We start from the raw sequence: 23,447 nt of genomic DNA, 5'->3' as shown, positions 1-23,447 counted from the left end.
TAATAATTTACAACCTTAGTAAAAAGCCCATGAGAACTGTTACACTAAAATTTATAAAAAAAACTGACGTAAGCTTTAAGCAGCGTGCTGCTATTTTATTCAGTTTTATTTTTACACTAACTGCTTTTGCGCAACAATCGAATCGGGAAGTTTTGACTTTAGAAAAAAATTGGCGTTTCCATAAAGGAGACCTCTCTAATGGTTTTAGCACAACTTTTAATGATTCGAAGTGGGAAAAAGTCACTGTGCCACACGATTGGGCAATAAAAGGTCCTTTTGATAAAAATATAGACAAACAAAATATAGCGATTGTTCAAAATGGAGAAGACGTAGCTACCGAAAAAACAGGTCGAACTGGTGCATTGCCTTACATTGGCGTGGGCTGGTATCGAAATGAGTTTGCTGTTCCTAATTTTAATTCAGATAAAAAAGTGTTACTACTGTTTGAAGGTGCCATGAGTGAGCCAGAAGTTTTTATCAATGGTAAAAAAGTGGGCAGCTGGAATTATGGATACAGTTATTTTTATTTTGATGTAACACCTTATATCTTAGGAACTACTAAAAATAAGATAGCTGTAAAATTGACCAATCGAGAACTATCTTCTCGTTGGTATCCTGGTGCTGGATTGTACCGAAATGTTCGCGTGATTATTAAAAATAACGAAAGCATCGACCAATGGGGAACGTTTATTACTACGCCAACCATAACTACTGAATTGGCAAAAGTAAATATCAAAACTAAAGTTTCCGGAGCAAATCTTAGATTGCGAACTACCATTAAAGATGCCAGCGGAAAAACTGTTGCTGTTGATAGTACCACTGCTATTTATGGTAACGAATTTGAGCAAAATATAGCGGTCAAAAATCCAAACTTATGGAGTCCAGAAAAGCCTTATTTATACTCTTCTGTTGCTCAACTTTATGCTGGTTCTATTTTAAAAGATGAAATAGTAACAAAATTCGGAATTCGAAAAATAAAATACGAAGCCAATAAAGGCTTAAGTTTAAACGATTCCATTATAAAGTTTAAAGGCGTTTGTTTGCACCACGATTTAGGTCCAATTGGCACGGCTGTAAACAAAGCAGCTTTGCGCAGACAATTGACGATTTTAAAAGACATGGGAGCCAACGCCATTCGCAGTTCGCACAACATGCCTTCATTGGAGCAACTTGAATTGTGTGACGAAATGGGCTTTTTATTTCTGGCCGAAAGTTTTGATGAATGGGCGAAACCAAAAGTCGAAAATGGCTACCATCTTTATTTTGAAACGGATGCCGAAAAAGATATTGTAAACCTTGTTCACGCCACTCGCAATCATCCGAGTATTGTGATGTGGAGTTCTGGAAATGAAGTGCCTGATCAATGGGGAGCCGAAGGAGCAAAGCGCGCCAAGTGGTTGCAAGATATTTTTCATCGCGAAGATCCCACTCGACCAGTTACCGTTGGTATGGACCAAGTAAAAGCGACTATTGCTTCGGGTTTTGGTGCTTTGTTGGATATTCCAGGTTTAAATTACCGCGTAAATTTATACGAAGAAGCATTTAAGGCTTTTCCGCAAGGATTAATTCTAGGTTCAGAAACAGCTTCGACTGTAAGTTCAAGAGGAATTTATAAGTTTCCAGTCGTTGAGGCAAAAATGAAAAAATACGATGATTTTCAGTCTTCTTCTTATGATTTAGAAGCCTGCAGTTGGTCAAATATTCCAGATGAAGATTTTGTGTTGCAAGACGATAAACCCTGGGTAATCGGTGAATTTGTTTGGACTGGTTTTGACTATTTAGGAGAACCGACACCTTATGATGACAATTGGCCGTCGCGCAGCTCGTATTTTGGAATCAACGACTTAGCAGGTTTACCCAAAGACCGTTTTTACTTGTACCGTAGCCGTTGGAATACAAAAAAAGAAACGTTACACATGCTACCACATTGGAATTGGGAAGGTCGCGAAGGCGAAGTAACACCAGTGTTTGTGTACACGAATTACAATAGCGCCGAACTTTTTGTGAACGGAAAAAGTATGGGGATCCAGAAAAAAAATAACAGTTCGCCAACCAACCGATACCGCTTAATGTGGATGGATGTCAAATACGAGCCAGGAATTATAAAAGTAGTCGCATTGGATGACAACGGAAAAGTAGTTGCCGAAAAAGAAACGCGTACCGCTGGCAAACCATATAAATTAATTGTTGAAGCAGATCGAACAAAACTAGACGCCGATGGTAAAGATTTATCTTTTGTAACGGTGAGCGTTGTCGATAAAAACGGAATTCCGTGTCCAACCGCAACCAATCAATTGCAATTTAAAATAAAAGGAGCTGGTGATTTTAGAGCAGTAAGTAACGGTGATGCTACGTCGTTAGAACTTTTTCACTTGCCAACTATGAAATTATTTAGTGGTAAACTGGTAGTTTTGGTTCAATCGGCTTCAGAAGCGGGAGAGATCGAATTAATGGTATCAGGAAAAGGATTGCAAACTGCAAAATTAAAACTGATTACTCAAAATCTTAAAGAATAAAGACATCCAAACTGCTTCAAAATAATATGAATTTAAAAAAGGAAGATAAAACACTAGAAAACAAATCTTATATTTCTAAAGATTTGAACCAACTATACTATTAATTCAAAACAAATAAAGTATGAAATTAACCAAATTAGCACCCCTTTTTATTTTTACAGTTCTGGCTACAGGATGTAAAGTAAAAAATGAAGTTGCACAAAAAGTGCAAACGATCACTGAAAGACCGAATATCATTTTCATCATGTCTGATGATCACGGCTATCAGGCCATTAGTGCGTACAGCGATAAACTGATCCAAACGCCAAACATCGATCGTATTGCCAAAGAAGGAATGTTATTTACCAATGCTAGTGTAACTAATTCTATTTGTGCGCCGTCTAGAGCTGTAATTCTTACCGGAAAACACAGTCACATCAATGGCAAAATAGATAATTTAAGCGAATTCGATACGAACAATGTTACCTTTCCACAAATTCTTCAAAAAGCGGGCTATCAAACAGCCATGTTTGGCAAATTGCACTTTGGAAACAATCCAAAAGGCTTTGATGAATTTATGATTTTACCAGGTCAAGGAGAATATTACAATCCAAAATTTATTTCTGAAAAAGGAGATACTATAATCAGAGGATATGTGACTGATATTACTACTGATCTTACATTAGATTGGATGAAAAATCGAAGAGATCCAAACAAACCTTTTATGTTAATGTATTTGCACAAAGCACCGCACAGAGCGTGGTTGCCGACCCAAAAATATTATACAGAATATACCAAAAAAACATTTCCATTACCTGAAACACTTTTTGACGGTTACAAAACACGTGGTTCTGCAGCTAAAACTGCTGAAATGGGAATTTTAAAGCACATGTCGCTCGTAAACGACAATAAGCTAACGCCTAAAACAATGAAAGAATTGGGCTTAACCGATTGGAATGATCTAGGTGAAAGTTTAGGTAGAATGTCAGCCGAACAACGTGCGCAATGGGATGAGGTGTATGGGCCAATCAATGAAGATTTCAAGAAAAGATATCCAACAATGAATGATTCGACTCTTACCGTTTGGAAATACCAACGCTATATGCAAGATTATTTAGGAACGATAGCTTCTGTTGATGATAATGTTGGTCGAGTTTTGGATTATTTGGATGAAGAAAAATTAGCCGATAACACTATTGTAGTGTATACGTCAGATCAAGGTTTTTATCTCGGAGAACACGGTTGGTTTGATAAGCGTTTTATGTACAACGAATCGTTTAAAACGCCATTATTAATTAAATGGCCTAATAAAATTACTGCAGGAACTACGGAAGATGAAATGGTACAAAATTTAGATTTTGCACAAACGTTTCTTGATGCCGCTGGAGTAGTAGCGCCTGCGGAGATGCAAGGGGAAAGTTTAATTCCGTTGTTAACAGGTAAAAAAGAGACATGGAATAGAGATGCCATTTATTATCATTATTACGAATATCCTGCTGAACATGCAGTAAAAAGACATTACGGTATTGCGACAAAAGAATTCAAATTAATTCACTTTTATTACGATGTGAATGAATGGGAATTGTACGATCGTAAAAAAGATCCTCAAGAAATTAATAACGTAATTAACGATCCTGCTTACGCTACAGTGGTTCGCGAAATGAAACAAAAATTGAAGGAAACGCGTAAAAAATATAAAGATTCAGAAACTTTAGACAACCATTATATTCAAATTTATAAGGATAATGTAGGTCGCAAAGAACTTTAGAAATTCTGAAAAATTAATTGTAAAATAACAAATTGGTGGGGGTAGCGCCCAAGATATAATCTAGGGCTGTCCAAATTTTTGGATAGCCTTTTTTTATTAGTTTCTAACATGGTTACAGTTAATTATAGCTTCTAAGTTCCTTCGCAATTACTGGGGTAAATACTAAATAAAAGTTTCCTTTTCGTAGACAATAAGATTAGGAAAAGAAATTCTTAAAAAAAATAAAAAATGAAAGCATATAAAATAAAAAATATACAAAGCATCTTTCTGATCGGTTTTGTGAGCTGTGTACTTTTGTCATGTTCTAGCAATAAAAAAACAGCAGACCAACAGCTTGCCTCTAAATACAGACTAATTTTTGAGGATGAGTTTAAAGGCAATGCATACGATAAAAATCATTGGACAAGTTATGATGTAAAAAACGGAAAATCGCCGTGGAGTCGCTTTGTAATGGATGATGCTAAATTGGCGGAAGTAAAAAATGGTAATCTGCACATGAAGGCACGTTGGAATAAAGAAACCGATCTCCCTGAAACCGGAGCCATACAAACGAAAGATAAATTTAGTTTTAAGTATGGAAAAATTGAAGTTCGCGCAAAATTTAATAGTGCAGGTCAGGGAGGATGGCCAGCGATCTGGTTAATGCCGCAAAATGGTATCTATCCGGGTTGGCCTAATGGTGGAGAAATGGATATTATGGAACGGCTTAATACGGACAATTTTGTACATCAAGTAGTGCATCAGAGTGATGGAGCTGCGAAACACATTTCGTCTGGAATTACGCAAGAAATAGCACCATCAGAATACAATACGTACAGTGTAATAAAATCACCAAATCGGATAGAGTTTTATGTAAACGAGAAATTAACTGCTGTACATGAATCAAAAGACGACTTCGCAAAACGCTGGCCTTTTGAAACCGATTATTATATTATTTTAAATCATGCTTGCGCAGATAAAGGCCAATCGGGTAGTACTTTCTGGCCGGGTTACGTAACATCTACTGATAATTTTCCATACGAAATGGCCGTGGATTATGTGAAGGTGTGGGAATTAGTGAAGTAGTTCAAAATCAATATCACGAAAAGACTTATAGATTCAGAATTCAGGACTTAAAGTGTTAGACAAGGGTTTAGTAGTTAGTTTACCACTCTTTAACTTTTAAAACTTTTTAGTCACGGATTCTAATAATTAATAATCTTTATAAGCCAAAATAATTGGTAGAAAAATTTATTTTTTACGAATTATTTTTGAGATATTCTAAGCAAGTTGTTTAAGAATACTAAAGAAATAAAAAAAGGACCATATCAATAGTGATATGGTCCTTTTTAGTAAAAGAAATCGTTGTTTAAAATTTCTCCGTATTCAAATTTTTATCTACCAATATCCCTTCAATTACTTTTAAACTGAAAGTCAGGTTTTGGTTGGCTCTGAATTTAATGACAAACAGTTCTTTTGAACCTTCTAGAGTTTCTTGGTTTCCTAAGTTTACAAAAGTGGGATATAATACTTTTTCTCTGTTAGAATGCAATCTGTCGCTGGTTACATTCTCCATTTTTAAAGTGTTTACAGGGTCAATTTGTAGAAATTTATAACTGGATTCTTTGTACGGCAATGCAAAACTCAAGGCGTTGACGTCTTTTAAATTTTTACCAGAAACTAGGACTTCTATAATCTCATCTTTAGCGTAGGTTTTCTTTTTTGTCGAAAGGGTAAGGTTACCAGCCACTTTAGCCAAATCGGTATTTTTAACACCATCGTCTATGCGCGTCGCAACTACCGAAATGTCGTAGGCATCAATTCGGTCGTTTTTATTGACATCGCCATTGCTCACATAACCTTCAAAATCAGCATCACCTAGTTTTAATCCCAGGTAATTGGTGTAAGACGTAAGGTCGTTTCGGTCAATTAAACGGTCGTTGTTGATGTCTCCAGGACGGTAACTTTCGGTACCTTCGACTTTAAAAATATACAATTCACTTCCTGAACCAAAGTTACCAACCGCAGTATCTACGGCAAGTTTTACGTAGCGCACCGTTGGATGCGTATCAAATGCAAAGGCTTTTACGGCATCATTATTTTTCCAATTAAAAGCACCCGCTTCGATCCAGTTGGTTCTGTCGTGACTATAGTAAATACCACCTTTTAAGATGTTTCCATTTCCGCCGCCCGTTCTTGGCATATATAGTAATTTATCCAATTGGTTGATGGTATTCAAATCAATCACCATTTCAAAGGGTACCGCTTTCAAATCCCAACTCGTGTGCCAGCCCGTACTTTCATCAAAGTCAAATAAATTGGTTACTTGTGCGCCATCTTGATCTGCCACCGAAACTTTGGCAGTAATTTCCTTGATTGCATATTCGAGCGGATTACTTTGTGTAGTTGCTGTAAAATCTGTCCAATTAGAATTACCCGATTTATTTACTGCTCGTACTTTAAATGAGTACGTAGTTTCTGGTCGTAGAGCATCAAATACTAAGGAGGTATTTTTTATAGTAGAATACAACATGCCGTTAAATTCCACTTCGTAAAAATCAGCATTGGTCACTTTATTCCATGTTGGTTTTAAAGTATAGGCTGTAGCATTTTCTTCCGTCGTTTGCGCATTTTCTGGAGCAGTTAAAGCGCCTGAAGTAATGCGATACAAATCTGCTGGTGAAAACTGAAATCCTTTAATTTCCAAGTTCACGCTATTTTTAGTAATATCGGCCGAAGCCACTTTTACGATTACTTGCGGATTTTTTACAATTTTCACGCTTTCAAAGGGACTTCCTTTCGTTGCAAATCGATTCAAATTTGGGGCTGCATTGAAGAAGTAAACATTCTCTTTCGATTCAAAATCCGCCATCGAAGTTACTTCAGCAAGTTTTACTTTTTTGTTTCCTATTTTGGCAACAATCGCTTTTGGTTTTTCGGTAACGTTGACTACAAATTGAGTTACTTTTTCGGGAATAAAACCGTTAAACGTTCCTGTGGTTGGCTGTACCATAACGTGAACGGTGTTTTTACGATCTACTTCTGATGTGATCACAGTATGTGCTCCAGCACCTAATTTGTATGCTTCAGAAATACCATCGTCGTCGTATTGTGTAAACGACGATTTTCCAGCAGGATATATTTCGTAAATGCGCAGTTTTTCATTGATTTCCGATACATTGTTATTCGGATTTACCATCGGAATAATAGCACCACTTTTTACCAAAACTGGAAGTTTCCAAATCGGACTGTCAAAATTATTAATAATGCGATTTCCTTCGTAGGTTTCACCAGTAAAATAATCGATCCAACTCCCTTCTGGTAAATAAATGCCATTTCGAATGTCATTTCCTTCTTCGTCTGATGCCGTTGCTTGGTAAATAGGAGCAACTAAGAAATAGGGTCCGTACATAAATTGGTATTGCGTTGCTTTACCTTCTGTATACGTATTTTTAGACTCCATAAACATCGGTCTGATCATCGGCTTTCCATCAACCGCTTCTTTTGCAATACTATAGGAATAAGGTAAAAGTTCGGACTTTAATTTCAAATAATTTCTATTGATAGAAGCTGTCGGTTCTGCCAAGGCGTGCGGATATTTTTCGTTCGCGCCCCAACCATCCATGTTCAATTGAATGGGTGTAAAAGTTTTCCATTGGAAATCTCGGGTGTTGATAATCGGTTTTTTTCCTCCAAAAATACCATCCATATCCGATGAAATATTCGGTTGTCCCGATAATCCAGAACCAATATAAGTAGGTATGTGAAAACGGATGTATTCCCAAGCGCCGCCCGTTTGATCGCCAGACCAAATCGTTGCATAGCGTTGCGTACCCGCCCAACCGTCTAACGAAATGATAAATGGTCTTGCCGTATTGCCATATTTAGACATGATCGTTGCGGCATCGGCAACACCATTAAGTCCGAACGAATAGCCAGGGCCCACCCAAGCCACATCGGTTTTTAATACGCGTACGCCAGCATCGCGTACTTCTTTAACAATATCACGTTGTAATAAGGCGCTAATGCTGTCAATTGGATGCAAGTCGGATTGGGTCCATAAGCCAATTTCTACGCCATTTTTCCGAGCATAATCGCCAAAGGATTTTAGGTTTTTAATGTTGCCATCCAAAGTTTCGGTTTGGCCATATCCCGCGCCGTAACCATCATTTGGAAGAATCCATCCCAAAGGCATGTCATTACTTTTATAACGGTCAATAACAGCTCTCGCTGAAAATTGGTAATTCTTAAATTCTCCATTAAGGGATTCTTTGATTCCCGTATTATTTTTTTGACTTTCCTTGTAGCGTTTGCCGTCTTCAAATAAAATTCCTTTTTCATCTTCAGCCCAATAATCGCGATTGTAAGCATTCAAATGGCCTTCGTAAAAACCAAATTTTGGAATTAATACAGGGTTTCCAGTTAATTGGTGAAAATCATTCAGCAAGGCAGTAGGAGTATCATTTATCATAAAGAAAACGTCTAGATAATCCGTACTGTGTGATAGTTTGACGGTTCCAGATTCTTTACTTCCAAAATCGTAAATTCCTTTTTTAAAGGTGTACCACATCACCGCGTATCCTTTGGTCGACCAAAAAAATGGGTTAGGAGAGGCCACTCCGCTATCGGTCCAATTGTTTTGGTTTTCGATAGCAATGACATTTCCCTTATGAGAAAATCGTCCGTTTTGAACGCCTCCGCCGTAGAAATATTCGTTTGTATTTTCTTTTAAACGGATCGAAACTTCCTTTTCCTCAAAAACAGGTAGTGCTGTTTCTTCTACAATAACGGATTGCTTTTGCGCATCCAGAATTTTAAACAAGGCAGTTTGCTTATTAAAAACGACCGTTATTTTTTCTGTAGAAATAGATATTTCATTTTGTTGGTCAGTAACGTTTAAATTGGAGACGGCTCTTCTCGGATTATCTACCAATATCTGAGCTTCAGGTTCTGCTTTTGGAGCACGCATTCCTTTTCCCGAATTGTCTTGAAAAAGTCTGAAAATAGTATTCCCATAAAAATCAAGAAGCATTTTCTCATTGTTAGGAAAAGACACTTCTACAGTCGTGCTATTTATTTTTTTTGCAGAAATCACTTGAAGACTTTCCGATGATTCTGCTTTTTCAGTTCCCTTTTTAGTTCCGCCTTGAGCGTGAAGATTATTTACAGTTACAATCGAAGTTATTGCAAACAAAAAACGTGCAATGGGTTTGATGGACCGAGTTCTAATTGTTGTCATATTTTGATTTATTATTCCCTTTATATGTAAAAAACGGCTTTTAATACCTAGAAATACCCCTTTGATTTTATAATTTAAGGTGTTTTAGGAAAATTATAATTTTTCCACCTAGCCTTATGTTATTTACTGAAGCGAGTCGTTTTTTTACTTTACTGTAACGGTAAATTGTCCAATCTTAGCTTCCACGTTTTCTTTAGATTTGTTGCTAATGCGAATGAATTTCACCGCTTGATCCACTGAAGCGTTCCTGATCGCTTTGTCTTCTTTAGTTTGCAGCGTTTTCCAATCCGTTCCATTACTAGAAACTTCTAATTGTAAACTTTCATAAACAGACGAAGGAGTTAGTTTATAAGCAATTTTCTTGACGTTACTCACTTCTTTCAATTCAAAACCAAAGTATGCAGCTGGCGCAATTTGAATCACTTCCAAAGGTGGATTTAAAGAAAGCATTCTGTCTTTCAATCTGATTTGTTGGTTTTTCAACTGAGCAATAGAAGTATATAAAGAATGTGGATTGTAATTGGCTTCTACTTCTAACTTGGTATGAAACTCTTTGTTGTAAGCATTAGTCAAATAAGCAAAACCAGTATCGATTAAAGGAGCAACCACCAAAGTAGCGGTTTGTATTCCGGGTTGATACGGATTCTGATTTTCGGTATGATCGATCGCATACATCTGCGATTTGATGGCTTTGATGGCTTGGTAACTCAGTTCAAAATCAGCAGTATTTTTAGCTTGTAAAGCTTTGTACATTTGCAACATCGCAAGACCCGATTGTCCTTGCAATTTAAACTGTTCTGCCCACGCACGAATTTCAGTCAAAAGCACTGGATTATCAGTACTGTTTAATAAAATATCCGAAGCTTCGACCATCGCTTGAAATTCATTTTGAATGCTTTCAAAGTTTATAATGGTTTGATTGGCTTCTAGATTTTTAAGAAATAAATCGGCTTGCGGTTTAAAATTTACCGATTCTACGCGTCGGTACAAATGACCGTTTGGACCTAAATCACTATTGTGACGAGCGAAAATTTCTAGGGCTTTATAACTTTCTGGCATCACTACTTTTAAAGCGCTCAACCATTTTTTGTCCGCGTCATAATTGGTCATGTTCCAAGAATAATCAGCCACACCATAAATGGTAATTTTAGATGCTTCGGCATGTTCCATTGGGTTAGAAACAAAACCAGAAACGGAGTTGGCGATATTTGTTGCGTTTCCGTAAGTTGGACCTAAAAGCAGGTGGTTTCTAACGTAATCTGAAACGGGGAAATTCCACCAAATAAAAGCTTCTCTTTGAATCTTCGAATTGATCCATTGCATCGTTTCTTGATCAATATCGGCAATCACACGATTTCCTGTCCACATAATTCGAACAGAAGGATCCAATTCTTTACCTAAAGTTACGAGATATCCATTTTTCGGATCCGACCAACTTTTGTTGTATTCTGTAGGACACATGATCAGAGGTTTTACATCCTTTTTTATCTTTACAAATTCAGTATTGATGTAATTTAACAATTGAGCTTGTTGACTCGGATTGGTTCCTTCGCCTGAGATATCATCAAAAAATACCGCGTAAGAACGTATTCCTAAATCGTACATCAGTCCGAATTTATGCAATAAAGCCGCTCGATCTGTGTCATTCCATTGAATATCTTGTCCAGGATGTATGGCCCAAACAAAATCAACGTGATTCATTTCGGCTCTGTCAATTAGTTTTTTTAATTGAATCGCTTCGTTTTCAGGATACGGTTTTCTCCAATTGGGAGAACTGTGGTAAGGATCGTCTTTTGGACCGTATATATAAGTATTTAATTTGTTTGCGCCGTAAAAATCCAATTGACGAATGCGGTGTTCAAAACTCCAAGGCGTTCCGTAAAAACCTTCAACAACGCCACGTGCCGTAACATCTGGAAAATCGATAATTTCGCCCATTGGCATTTTGTTCGCTTTCAGTAAAGCGAGTAAAGTTTGTGCACCATAATACGTGCCTCTAGCATCGCTACCAATTACTGTAAGTTCGTTTTTAGAACTGGAGATATAATAACTCTCTGGTTTTGTGGGTACTTTTTTAATTAGATTTTTTGAGAACTTACTCTTGATATCCCCTATATTGATAGTAAAACCAGTACGCGCTGTATTTTTAGCTGTAAAAAATGACGAAAGTAAGGCAGTAGTTGCTTTATCGGTATTCTTTTGTTGCACATTAAATTGCGTTGGAAGTACAATTTCACTAGTTATCGTTACAACTTGTGGAGTGGGATTGATTGCTTTATTTTGAGCAAATCCTACGCTACTACCGAAAATAAATAGGATAGAAAGGACTTGCTTTCTCAAAGAAAACTGGTTTTTTATTTTCTGTTGGTTCATCCTATATTTATAATAAAGTACAGAAAAGGCGGGTTGTTTTTTGGTTGAGTCCATTTTTTTAAAATTTATTTTCGGCTAATATATTAAGTTCGTTTTTCGCTTCTCTTAGGAGCTTTTCTAAATTTTCAGGCTTGCTTGTTCTATCAAATTTTTGAACGATTGTGTTGAGTTGATCCAATTCGGTAGTCATTTTATTTTCAGCGAAATGCGCTCGAAGTATTCTGATTTTTTCGGCATCTTGAATTCCTTCTCTCAACGTTTCAAAACGGATAGAAGTTTGATTGTTAGGATAAACAATATAGGTATCGCCAGCTGGCCAAGCTCTAAAGCGGGAATCTTGTAAGGGATTTTCCGTCCAACTGTTGTAAGCCCAACGAAGAAAGCCATCAAAATCAGCTGCCATCGTGTACCAACCAATAAAAACGCCTTCGGCAGGAGGAGAAAAGGTAAACGTATTGGGGAAACTGTCTGTGCAGCAAACGTAATGCGTGCTAACGTAGTCGTTTGCGCGTCGTTGCAGCAAATCGCCTGCATCTACCGGATGTCCAAATGCAACTGACATGTCTTTTAAATCATTCGGATAGAGCTTGTAACTTTTGTGATTGTCAGCAAAAGAAACACCAAATTCAGGAGCATATCTATTTAATAATTGCAACATTGCTTTCATTTCTTCGGGACCGCGCTCGTCCATCGCAATTCGGGTAATTGTATTCCAGCCTTTTTGTTCCAAATGTGCTTTGAATTGTTCTAAAAACGGAATCCATAACGCTTCGTAGGCTGGTGTTCCGGGCGCAGCACTTATTTTAATTTCCTTGTTTTCGTTTTCATCAAAATAGTAAAACTCATTACCCCAAGGAACCATAGAGTAGCAGCTAATTTGTTTTTTAATGCCCAAATCCATCATCATTTGGACCCACGTATCAAAAATAGAATAGTCGTATTCCCATGTCCCATTTTTTTTCTTTTTCCATTCAATCATAGCCTCAAATTGATCGAATGTTTGACCGCCCCACGGACGTTTATTCAGCGATACCGTTATTACTTTTTGTCCTGCATCGGCAAGACGTTTCATTAACGGCTTTAAAAGCGCAATATGTTCGGGAGACCACGGTTTTACATTATGATAGCGCGATACAGCATACGGATTTTGCCATAAATCCAAATGGAATTTCCAATCGGTTGCGACGGGTAAAACGCGATCAACAACTTTCAAATTCAACTGAAACTGTTTGCTTTTTTGTCCTTCAATATGTAATGTAAAAGTACTTTGATACGATCCAGCTGTTGCGTTTTGAGGAATCTCGATTGTTACCCAAACTGGTCTGGTTTCTCGTGCTTTTATCGCATAGCTAGAAACAGGCTCTAAAACATCGGCCGCTAAAGAAGACGCGAAATCTTCCGGTTTTCGATAACCGCAACCTTCGCCAAATTCGTCTGTGATTACGTATTTAACGAAATTAATTGTTGCATTTTCAGAAGAGATAATTTGTCCTTTATCCGATTTAAAATCAGAAATTTTAGTATTGACTTTGGTTAGGGAATCAGTGCTCCATAAAACCAATTGCAGTGAGATGCGTTCGCCTTTCCAAGCAGTTCCAGACCACGAATTTTGGGGTGTTATTTTGGGAACTTCACTGCGTAAGAACCGAATATTTGTGGATGCAATCGATGCTTGCAAAGCGTTTGAAATAAGTAACCAGTCTTCATTTTTGGTGGGATTGGGATCTTGCGGTTCTTGGTACGTTTTCGCGACCACAATGTTTTGCTGATTTTTACAACTAAATGCGAATAAACAAATACCGAAGAGTAGCACTATACGTTTCATAGTAATGAATTTTAGGATGAGGTCTTAATGCAAATTGCACATTATAAAAAAAGTCCAAACACACAGTTGCAATGTGTTTTCTGTTTAAAGAAAAGGTATGCTTCCATGTGTTTGAACCACTTTATTCATTTTAATTTTTTTCTACTGTTTATTTACGCAATACTGTGTCACTGTCTGGCCAAGGAACCAAGGTATTGGTATTGGTATCTGTTGGCATTTGCGCATTGACACTTCTTAAATATGCACTCAATTCCTGCGCTAATGCTTTGACTTTGTTCGGGTCTTGGTTTGCCAAATTAGTAGTTTCTCCAATATCATTGGTAATGTTAAACAACTCAAAACTGCGATTCAAATGGTAGTAAATCAATTTCCAATCTCCTTTTCGTATCGTGCTCGATGCTCCAATTCCAGGACCAGTTGGTCCCCAATTGTTTGGGTAATGCCAAAATAAAGCTCTGGTATTGTTGTCTTGTTTTTTTCCTTTTAAAATGGGCGTAAAACTTTTTCCGTCGACAGTTTGAACGGTTTTGTATTTGGTTATTCCTGCCATTTCTAAAAGTGTAGGAAAATAATCTTCTATAATAACAAAATCATCAGTAGTTGAATTTGCGGTTGTGATTCCAGGCCATTTTACGATCATTGGCTCGCGAATTCCACCTTCGTGTACCGAACCTTTTCCACTAGATAAAGGTTTGTTGTGCGTGTGTTTTACGCCTCCTCTTTCTACTGCACTTAAGCCGCCGTTGTCAGACATGAATAATATAATCGTGTTTTTGGAAAGGTTTTTTTGGTCTAAATGATCTAAAATATCTCCCAAACTTTTATCCATTCCTTCAATTAAAGAGGCATAGTTGGCTTCCGTAGGATCCAAACCAGCATCCTTGTATTTTTGCTCAAATCTTGGATCTCCTTGAATTGGGGTATGAAGTGCATATTGCGATAGATACAGATAAAACGGTTTTTTATCAGCTACAGCATCATCCATGGCACTAATGGCTTCTTGGGTCAGTGCTTCGGTAAGAAAAATGTCTTTTCCGTGGTATTTTTCTAAACCAGGAACATCATAATCAGTAGTTTTTCGATTTAGATCTCTAAAATTATCTGTCCCATAATAACTGCCCGGTTGACCCGCAGCGTGACCGCCAATATTAATATCAAACCCAAGATTAGTAGGATCTGCACTCGGCGTTTTAAAGGCACCAAAATGTGCTTTTCCAACGATAATAGTTTGGTAACCATTGTTTTTTAAAATTTCTGGCAACGAGGTAATGTAGGTAGAACGAGGTATAGTGTCGGAAGATTGCGCACCGTTCAAATTCCATTCGGGCATTTTTAATCCAGCAGGAGGAGCAACCATCAAGGTATCTCTTTTAAAAGTCCAATTTGTTACTCTGTGCCTCGCGGCATTCATTCCAGACATTAAGCTCACTCTAGTAGGTGTGCAGATAGGAGTTGCATATGCTTGCGTGAATTTCATTCCTTCTTTGGCCAAACGCTCCATATTGGGTGTGTGGTATCTCGAATTTAAAGGCGTCTTTTCTGTCCAAAAAGGAACAGAAGTATCTTGCCAACCCATATCATCTACTAAAAACAGAATAATATTTGGTTGCTTAGCTGTAATTGCCTGGTTGTTTTTCGTGCTTTTACAAGACGTAAAAGCTACGAAGACACCGCATAAAAACAATATTTTTTGAAATGATTTAGTCATGTGCTATTGCATTTCCATTTAAAACTTTTTTCTCACTATTTGGTGCTTTGTAAAAAACTTCAAGTGCACCGCCACCAGTTGCCTCGTGGTAATTGATCGTAATTGGATGCCATCCTTTTTTTAGAGCGACCATTCCGTTTTTTTCGATTGCCGAATGATTTCCGCCGTTATCTACTACAAATTTGTCGCCAATATATAATAAACTACCATCGTCAGATTTTGTAGCGAACTCGTACAGACCTTCTGTTTGTGCGTAAAAATAACCTTTGAAAACCATCGAAAGTTGTTCAATGCCCTCTTTACCTGCTAAATTAATTTCTTTCACAGTAGTAAAAATGGCATTTTTAGGCAAAGCCACAGAGTCCACAACAGTAAATTGTTTTACCGCTGACCAACGTTTTAAGGCTCCTTTAGTCGGAGTGATCGTTACAGGTTCTAAGTAGGTTTGCTTTTCGATAAGTGCCGATTTTGTTTCACTTGCCACTTCTCCGCGGTAAGCGATCGTGTTTAATTTTGTTGTTGCTGTAAATTCTAACGGAGCCGTATATCTTTTAGATGTTTTTGTCGGTATACTTCCATCGGTGGTGTAATAAATCTCCATATTTTCTAATGGCGCTTTCAATTCGACAGTCGCTTTATCCAAAAAGGCCACTTTGTCTTTCAAACCAGTTACGGTAGGAATATGGTAACGAATATTCAAAGCATCTAATCTTTGATACTGCATGTTCATTCTTCTTTGAAAATCATCGTAATTTTTGTCCTCTTTTGAAGTCCATGCTGTTTCTGCTAATGCTAACATTCTTGGGAAAGCCATGTATTGCAAACGTTTGAAATTGGGAATCATTTCGGACCATAAATTCGCCTGAACACCCAAAATATGTTTGGCTTGTTCTTTGGTGAAATTTTCTGGAACTGGCTCGTATTGGTATACTTTATCGAACGGAGTTACCGCGTGTTGTGCATCAAAATAGTACTCGAAGCAAGGCGTAATTACCATATCGTTACCATGTTGTGCAGCAATGTCTCTCATCTTTGGAGCCCAGTTGCGCCACCACATCATTGTTCCATCTTTAGACAAACCACCTTCAACAATTTCATCCCAACCTAATAATCTTTTTCCTTTTGAATTTAAAAAAGCTTCAATGTCTTTATTGAAAAAAGATTGTAATTCGTGCTCATTTTTTAAATGATTGTCTTTGATTGCTTTTTGGCAAAGCGGACATTCTTTCCAAGATTGAATATTTACTTCGTCGCCACCGATATGAATGTATTTTGAAGGAAATAATTCGGCAATTTCAGTTAATATATTTTTGGTAAATTCATACGTAGTTTCTTTTCCTAAACACGCTGGGTGAGAGAAGTTTTCGCCCCAACCTGCTTCATTGGTACAGGATAAATACGGATAATTATCAATAGCTGCTTTTAAATGTCCAGGCATATCAATTTCTGGAATCACTTCAATTTGTCTTTCTGCAGCGTAGGCAATAATTTCTTTAATCTGTTCTTGAGTAAAAAAACCGCCGTACATTTTTTGTCCATCGCGCTCGTGATAATGCGTTGGATCAATACTATATAAAGGATCTGTTTTGGCAAGTTCATTGCACGTTTTATCGTGAGAACTCTCAATACGCCAAGCCCCCTTTTCGGTTAATAAAGGATATTTTTTTATTTCGATACGCCACCCTTGATCATCTGTTAAATGCATGTGGTAGGTATTTAATTTGTACAATGCCATGTAATTTAAAAAGGTCTTTACATCATCGATTCCAAAAAAGTGTCTGCTAAAATCCATTTGCATTCCTCGCCAAGAAAAACGAGGTTGATCATTAATTACAACGCTTGGAACCAACCAATTTTTCTCGTCGCTGTTTGCTTTTTCAATGCTTGCTGGAAGCAATTGACGAAGCGTTTGAACCGCGTAAAAATAACCGGCAGCATCACTTGCTTTTATACTAATTTTTTTTGGAGTGACTTCTAAATGATACGCTTCTGGTTTAATGTTATCATCTTTTGAAAAAACAATAGCGGCACCGTCTCTACTTTCTGAAACAGCAATAGGATAACCTGCAGCATTTTTAAATAAATCAGATAAATAAGTGGCTGCAGGTTTTTGTTTGTCATTATCAATAAAAACCGTGGTGCTTTTAGAAAAGGAGTACGAACCTTCCGTAAGAACCATTTCAGACGGTTTCGGAACAAGGGATATTTCTTCTTCCGTAAATGTTTTAGTGGTGGTCTGACAGCTGTTGCATACTACTAATAGCATCAGGATTATCGAATAATATTTCATCTTTTTGTTATTTTGGGGTGTTAATTTGTTATTTTGCTTGTAAGGCAGCTTCCAATTTATCAGAATCTTTAAAATAATTAATGCCTAAAGTATCCCAATGTTTTTGCATTTTCTTTAGCGCTACTTTAAAGGTATCGTAATTTTTATTTTCCATTGTTGTCCATCCTACTTCGGCGTAAGCAGCGATTCTTGGAAAAGCTTGGCGTTCTACGTCGGCATTTGTTGGTGTCCATTCGCTCCACATTTGGCAACCTACTCCATAAATATTTTTGTGAAATTGCTTATCTAAACCTTCTGGAATTGGGTCGAAGCTATATGCCTTTTCTAGCGGAATAGATTCGTAGCTGTAATCTAAATAGGTTCTGTCGTGTAAAGAATTTACAATTCCGTAGCCCTTTTTGGCAGCATCTGTTAAGAGCTCTAAATCACCTTTCCAGAATTGAACAATAACGTTTTTAGCTAATTCTTTCTCAGCTTCTTGATCGCCTTGTTTTTCTTCAAAATCAGTATGAATATTTTTTCCTAAAATTTCGTTCCATCCCATCATTCTGCGCCCGTTTGCTTCAATGAATTTAGAGATGCTATTTGTAAAATCAATTTGTAAATCGGCAGGTGTGTTGATGTTATGTTCTTTCATGTATTTTTGAACCGACTTAGAGTTTTGCCAAACTTCATAACCAACTTCATCACCACCAATATGAATTACTTCTGATGGAAATATTTGAAAGATTTCAGTTAAAACATCTTTAATGAAAGTAACCACTTCCGGTTTAGTGACATCGTAATTATCGTATAAACGACCAAATTTAACGGGTACGTCAATCTTTACACCAGCAGTTCCTAACCACGTATAGGCAGCAATTGCGGCACTAGAATGTCCTGGCATTTCAAATTCAGGAACGATGTTAATATTTCGAGCTGCGGCATAAGCCACAATATCTTTTAACTGCTCTTGAGTGTAAAATCCGCCATGAGGTTGGCCGGAAGTTTTTCCACTTTTCCACGTTCCAATTTCGCTATCAGTACGAAAAGCACCTACTTTAGTTAAAAGTGGGTATTTTTTTATTTCAATACGCCATCCTGCATCATCGATCAAATGCCAATGCAAGGTGTTCATTTTTAGTAATGCCATTTGGTCAAGCATTTGTTTTACGAAAGCTTCGCCATGAAAATAACGGGCATCATCCAACATAAAAGCGCGCCATTTAAAACGGGGATTGTCCTCTATAGCGACCGATGGTATTAAATACGTTATTGCTTGAGATTCTTTTGTAGCTTCAACAGACAGTAACTGTTTCAATGTTTGTACACCATAAAAATAACCTGCTTTACCAGTAGCAGAAATGATTATTTTTTTGGGTGTTACTTGCAATTCGTAAGCTTCGGGATCTAACCCTTCTTTTTTCTCAAATACAATCGCTGATTGCTTGTCGGCGTTTGCGACTAAAGTAAACTTTGTTGTTGCTGTAACGTAGTTTTGCAAATCTTTTACAGCGCTTTGCTGTTCATCTAAATCTGAAAAAATAGTTTGTCCGTCTTGTAACGCAAATGAAGATTCGTTTAAAACCAAAGACAATGGCTGTGGAACTATAGCGATGTCAGCTTTTGAAAACGATCTGTTTTTTTCGGCACAATTGGTTAGTGTTAATAATGCTACGAGTGCAAATACGGTTAGTCTCATGTTTACTAGTTTAGGTTTCAATAGTTTTTAGTTTTCTTAATTTTATTATAAATCGATTTCCAAAAATAGCAAAGATTATATATTAATCACACCAGTGCCTACCAGTTTTTTTGCGAATACTTTAATGATTGCTAATTAATTTTGAACAGATGAAATAAATTGTAGCTGTAAATTGATAAAGCTGATTGTATTTGCGATTTAGAACAGTTAATAAAAGAATCTTTTATAAATGTTTGTACAAATCTAAAATAGTACACGCTATTGATTTATTTGAGATTAAGTGGTTGTCTACTCATTTCAATTATTATTTTACTTTCTAAAAATTTGCACTACCATTTTTTATCCTGAATGTAAATTAGAGTGCTGTTTTGCAGTACTATGCATAGTTCGAATTTATATTAAATTTAAGCAAGACTAGTATTATTTCGACCAAGGGCATATTTTTGAGGTTAGCGGGTGAATTTGTTTCGCTTAAAGTGTTATGCTGTTTGTATAAGGCATAAAAAAACGAGCTTAAATTGCTTTAAGCTCGTTCGTTACACTATTTTAACAAAGTCTAATCTTGTTTGATAAATTCCATTTTGTAATCGGTAGCAGCAAATTTCATTAGCGCTTTATAAATGTAATCGCTTACTTTTTTCTCACCAGGAATATTAATTAAATCCACAGTGTCTTCCGGCATGTGGTATTGTGGGTGACCACCAGTATGGAGTCCTAAAACTGAAAGATCTTTGGCGTAAAACGATACGTGATCAGATCCGCCAACAGAACCCGCATGAACGATAGGAGATAGTCCTAGCGATTCACCCAAATTTTGCATAAATGCTACGCCATCGGGAAAAGTACCAGCACCGCCCATATAAATATGGTTTTGTTCATTTAATCGGCCAACCATATCCATATTGATCATTAACTTAATTTGTGAAAGGGGAACTAGTGGATTTTCTACAAAATAGTTACTGCCTAACAATCCTTGCTCTTCGGCACCAAATGCAATAAAAATTACGCTTCGTTTAAGTTCATTTTTGTGAGCAGCTACCTTTTCTGCAATTTCTAAAAGTGCCGCAGTACCGCTGGCGTTGTCGTCGGCACCGTAATGAATGGTGTTTTTCTTATCCGATTTTGACGAAGGTCCACCCATTCCTAAATGATCGTAATGTGCCCCCAGGATAATATATTCGTTTTTAAGAATGGGATCATTCCCTTCTAAATAACCAACCACGTTTGACGTATTCACTAAAGGCTTTTCTTGTTCGCCTTTTTCTACACGTAACCGTGCTTTAAAATTTTGCAGATACTTTTTTTCAAATGAAAGCAATCCTTGCTTTTTAAAATCTTTTTCGAGGTATTTAACTACTCTTTTATTTGCTTTTCCTCCAGGATAACGGCCTGCATTTTTTTCGGACGCCAAAAATAAAATATGGTCTTTTATTTCTTTTTCAGTAATTTCTGATTGCGAATATCCAGAAAAACAAAAGATCGTTACAAGCATTATTAGAAACGTGGTTTTCATCTTATTTTTTATTTTGTGAATTTGCGAATGTAAGGAATAATGATTTTGTCATGGTTAATTTTGTACTTTATTGCTTATAAGTTTTCATTCCGTCAAAAGTATTTCTGCGAAAATTGATAATACGGACGGTTTCATCTTTTACTATTATAGTGCTAAATTTCTAGAAATTTTATCGGATTAGGCGTTGCTTTTTTACGTCATTTAATATTCTTCAAAAATAGATTTTTTTTTATTTTGTGCACGAACACAAATTATTTTCGCGATCTAATCTTTAGATTTTTGTAAGATTAGTTCTTTTTTTTAGTGATTTTAATGTAGTTCATCGTTTATTTATGCTTTTTGTCGATAAAATTCAATATATTTTTATCTTTGCCGACTATTCACGTTATCAGTCGATTATGTTTTGCTATATTTAAGAAACTTTTTAATTAATTGCTGTAAAAGTGAATTGTTGTAATGAATTTTATAAACTCAGAACTACGATTATTATGCGAAATAAAAAATTCATTATCACATTATGTTTGTTCATTTATACATTTCTTGAATGTACAGCACGATCAATACCGCCACCGCCTGGATTACCTCCTAAAAAACTTCCGATAGATGGAGGAATACCTATTTTTATTGCCATAGCAATTATAATGGGACTGTATTTCATTGCTAAGAAGAAAAAAAAGTCCAAACAAATTACTAATGAAATTGCTGCAACTTAATTGTAATTAGTCAATCAAACATTTCATTTTAAATTTTGTAACATGAAAAAAACTACTTTATTTTATTTATTACTCGCATCAAGCAGTTGTTTTTCTCAAATCAATTTTCGTTCAAGCGCTTTGATGTATGTTAAGGATGAGATTCTTTTTGTAAAGCAATATGTAGATTTAGGAGAAGGTTCTAATTTATATTTAAGAAATAATGGACAATTAATTCAAGGTGCCGAAACCGCTTCAGTAAATAGTGGTACGGGTGAATTGTCAGTGTATCAAGAAGGTACGTCTGATAATTATGAGTTTAATTATTGGTGTTCACCCGTAGGCATCGCCTCTGCAACTCCAGGTAATGGGAATTTTGGTGTAAGTATGTTGAGTCGACCCACAACTACACTATTTTCAACATCTGCAATTTTAATCGATGGTCTTGAAAATTTGGATGGTGTTTCAAGTCCGCTTAAAATTTCGACATATTGGATTAATAAATTAGTAGCTGGAACTGAGTATTCAAGTTGGGTTTCTGTAGAGGGAGCAACTTCTATTCTTCCAGGCGAGGGCTTTACAATGAAAGGTACGAGCGGCACTGATACTACTAATCCAGATACTAGCACTATAAATAATCCTGGTAGTGCACAACGATACGATTTCAGAGGCAGACCAAACGATGGAAATATTTCATTTTCATTAATGCAAGATAATTTACTTTTAACTGGGAACCCTTATCCATCTGCTTTAGATTTAAATGCATTTCTTAATGAAAACGTTACAGTCACAGGTGGCATTGCTTATTTTTGGGATCAAGATGTGACAATAGATTCTCATTATTTAGAAGATTATAGTGGAGGATATGGATCGTATGCTGCTGGCTCACTGGGTAGTGATGGAATATATACTCCAGCAACTTTTAAATCTTATAATGCTGATGGCTCAGTCAATCCCGGAACCGAAGTTACGAGTATAATTTATCCTCGAAAATATGCTCCTATAGGGCAAGGATTCGTACTTAATGCAGTTACTAGTGGAACTGTAACCTTCAAAAATTCGCATCGAATCTATATTAAAGAAGGTTCTGGACTTAGCAGCTCACAATTTCATAAGCCAGCAGTTAAAGAGGATAAAACAAAAAAAACTGCAATTGGTGCCGAGACGGTCAATGAGATGTCTTATTTTAGAATGAATACGATTATAAATAATCGATTTACCAGACAAATAGCTTTGGCGTTTTTACCTACCGCAACTGATGAAGTTGATTTTGGAATTGATGCATTAAATATGGACAGCGAGTTACCCAATGACGTTACTTTTTGGTTAGCCGACGATAGTTTCGTAATTCAAGGAGTCAATTTTGATGCAACTAAAAAAATACCGTTACTTGTTAGAGCAACTACAAATTCTACTTTTAAATTTTCTATACCAGAATCGGTAAATTTTGACCCCAATCAAATGGTGTATTTGTACGATAATGTAACAGGTATTTATCATAATATTAAGACAGGGTCGTATTTATTAGATATTCCTGCTGGCGTTTATACTGATCGCTTTACATTGACTTTTTCTAATAGCACGCTCGGAACTACCGAAAACACACAGCAGCAGTTGGTTATTTATCAAGACAATTATAATCGCAGTTTAAAAATAAGTAATCCCAATACTATTGATTTACACTCTTTTCAGTTGTATGACCTAACCGGGAAACGTCTGTTGTCTAAGACAAAATTGGGCAGTAACACCAATTTTGAATTTTCAACCAGTGCTTTCAGTGACGGAGTCTATATCGTAGAATTTCTCACCCCGAATAATAAAAAGATCACACAGAAAATACTGATTTCAAAATCGACCAAAAAATAATTAGCAGCCATTCCAAAA

At 36.5% G+C, this 23,447-nt stretch carries 12 protein-coding genes; 4 read left to right on the top strand and 8 right to left on the bottom strand.

What is annotated here, in order from left to right; translation table 11 throughout:
* Positions 1 to 29 precede the first annotated feature (29 nt).
* From AP058_RS03735 to AP058_RS03725, 3 genes are all read left to right on the top strand, one after another.
* A complete protein-coding gene (locus AP058_RS03735) occupies positions 30 to 2,516 on the top strand; it encodes a DUF4982 domain-containing protein (protein ID WP_066307035.1) in 2,487 nt (828 codons plus the stop codon).
* Between the two features lie 121 nt (positions 2,517 to 2,637).
* Positions 2,638 to 4,263, top strand: a complete 1,626-nt coding sequence (locus tag AP058_RS03730; protein ID WP_066307034.1) for a sulfatase — start codon at positions 2,638 to 2,640, stop codon at positions 4,261 to 4,263.
* Between the two features lie 228 nt (positions 4,264 to 4,491).
* Positions 4,492 to 5,328, top strand: a complete 837-nt coding sequence (locus AP058_RS03725) for a family 16 glycosylhydrolase (RefSeq protein WP_082706565.1) — start codon at positions 4,492 to 4,494, stop codon at positions 5,326 to 5,328.
* Between the two features lie 283 nt (positions 5,329 to 5,611).
* Here AP058_RS03725 and AP058_RS03720 read toward each other — a convergent pair whose 3' ends face one another.
* The 8 genes from AP058_RS03720 to AP058_RS17200 all read right to left on the bottom strand — a co-directional run bounded on the left by AP058_RS03720 (position 5,612) and on the right by AP058_RS17200 (position 21,529).
* The gene (locus AP058_RS03720; protein WP_066307031.1) at positions 5,612 to 9,481 is read right to left on the bottom strand and encodes a TIM-barrel domain-containing protein; all 3,870 of its coding nucleotides are present in this window, start codon (positions 9,479 to 9,481) and stop codon (positions 5,612 to 5,614) included.
* Between the two features lie 144 nt (positions 9,482 to 9,625).
* Positions 9,626 to 11,821 (bottom strand): beta-N-acetylglucosaminidase, encoded by a 2,196-nt coding sequence (locus tag AP058_RS03715; RefSeq protein ID WP_066307086.1) that lies wholly within the window; start codon positions 11,819 to 11,821, stop codon positions 9,626 to 9,628.
* A 91-nt stretch (positions 11,822 to 11,912) separates the two neighbouring features.
* Positions 11,913 to 13,679 carry a DUF4091 domain-containing protein gene (locus tag AP058_RS03710; protein WP_082706564.1) on the bottom strand — a complete coding sequence of 589 codons (1,767 nt, stop codon included), beginning with the start codon at positions 13,677 to 13,679 and terminating at the stop codon, positions 11,913 to 11,915.
* Positions 13,680 to 13,827: 148 nt separating this feature from the next.
* Entirely contained in the window at positions 13,828 to 15,387 is a 1,560-nt protein-coding gene (locus AP058_RS03705; RefSeq protein ID WP_066307030.1) for a sulfatase, read from the bottom strand.
* Positions 15,380 to 17,677 carry a family 20 glycosylhydrolase gene (locus tag AP058_RS03700; protein ID WP_066307028.1) on the bottom strand — a complete coding sequence of 766 codons (2,298 nt, stop codon included), beginning with the start codon at positions 17,675 to 17,677 and terminating at the stop codon, positions 15,380 to 15,382. The genes AP058_RS03705 and AP058_RS03700 overlap by 8 nt, the downstream gene beginning before the upstream one ends.
* 28 nt (positions 17,678 to 17,705) lie before the next feature.
* Complete coding sequence (locus AP058_RS03695) at positions 17,706 to 19,358, bottom strand: beta-N-acetylhexosaminidase (protein ID WP_066307027.1); 1,653 nt, start codon at positions 19,356 to 19,358, stop codon at positions 17,706 to 17,708.
* A gap of 556 nt (positions 19,359 to 19,914) precedes the next feature.
* Positions 19,915 to 20,871, bottom strand: a complete 957-nt coding sequence (locus AP058_RS03690; RefSeq protein WP_066307025.1) for a M28 family metallopeptidase — start codon at positions 20,869 to 20,871, stop codon at positions 19,915 to 19,917.
* 529 nt (positions 20,872 to 21,400) lie between these two features.
* The gene (locus tag AP058_RS17200) at positions 21,401 to 21,529 is read right to left on the bottom strand and encodes a hypothetical protein (RefSeq protein ID WP_255357072.1); all 129 of its coding nucleotides are present in this window, start codon (positions 21,527 to 21,529) and stop codon (positions 21,401 to 21,403) included.
* Between the two features lie 97 nt (positions 21,530 to 21,626).
* Between AP058_RS17200 and AP058_RS03685 the strand changes: the two genes are divergently transcribed.
* Positions 21,627 to 23,429, top strand: coding sequence for a T9SS type A sorting domain-containing protein (locus AP058_RS03685; protein ID WP_066307024.1), 1,803 nt, complete (start codon positions 21,627 to 21,629; stop codon positions 23,427 to 23,429).
* The last annotated feature ends 18 nt before the right edge of the window (positions 23,430 to 23,447 follow it).

It is taken from the genome of Flavobacterium sp. TAB 87 (assembly GCF_001529295.1).
GTDB lineage: Bacteria > Bacteroidota > Bacteroidia > Flavobacteriales > Flavobacteriaceae > Flavobacterium.
The sequence above is the reverse complement of the archived record's forward strand: the minus strand, read 5'-3'. Positions and strand labels throughout refer to the sequence as shown.

Bases quoted from the DNA above. Each gene is read 5' to 3' on its own strand.
- AP058_RS17200 (WP_255357072.1), bottom strand. From the start codon at position 21,529: ATGAAATACAGTCCCATTATAATTGCTATGGCAATAAAAATAGGTATT.
- AP058_RS03695 (WP_066307027.1), bottom strand. From the start codon at position 19,358: ATGAGACTAACCGTATTTGCACTCGTAGCATTATTAACACTAACCAAT.
- AP058_RS03735 (WP_066307035.1), top strand. From the start codon at position 30: ATGAGAACTGTTACACTAAAATTTATAAAAAAAACTGACGTAAGCTTT.
- AP058_RS03720 (WP_066307031.1), bottom strand. From the start codon at position 9,481: ATGACAACAATTAGAACTCGGTCCATCAAACCCATTGCACGTTTTTTG.
- AP058_RS03700 (WP_066307028.1), bottom strand. From the start codon at position 17,677: ATGAAATATTATTCGATAATCCTGATGCTATTAGTAGTATGCAACAGC.
- AP058_RS03710 (WP_082706564.1), bottom strand. From the start codon at position 13,679: ATGAAACGTATAGTGCTACTCTTCGGTATTTGTTTATTCGCATTTAGT.
- AP058_RS03690 (WP_066307025.1), bottom strand. From the start codon at position 20,871: ATGAAAACCACGTTTCTAATAATGCTTGTAACGATCTTTTGTTTTTCT.
- AP058_RS03730 (WP_066307034.1), top strand. From the start codon at position 2,638: ATGAAATTAACCAAATTAGCACCCCTTTTTATTTTTACAGTTCTGGCT.
- AP058_RS03685 (WP_066307024.1), top strand. From the start codon at position 21,627: ATGAAAAAAACTACTTTATTTTATTTATTACTCGCATCAAGCAGTTGT.
- AP058_RS03705 (WP_066307030.1), bottom strand. From the start codon at position 15,387: ATGACTAAATCATTTCAAAAAATATTGTTTTTATGCGGTGTCTTCGTA.
- AP058_RS03725 (WP_082706565.1), top strand. From the start codon at position 4,492: ATGAAAGCATATAAAATAAAAAATATACAAAGCATCTTTCTGATCGGT.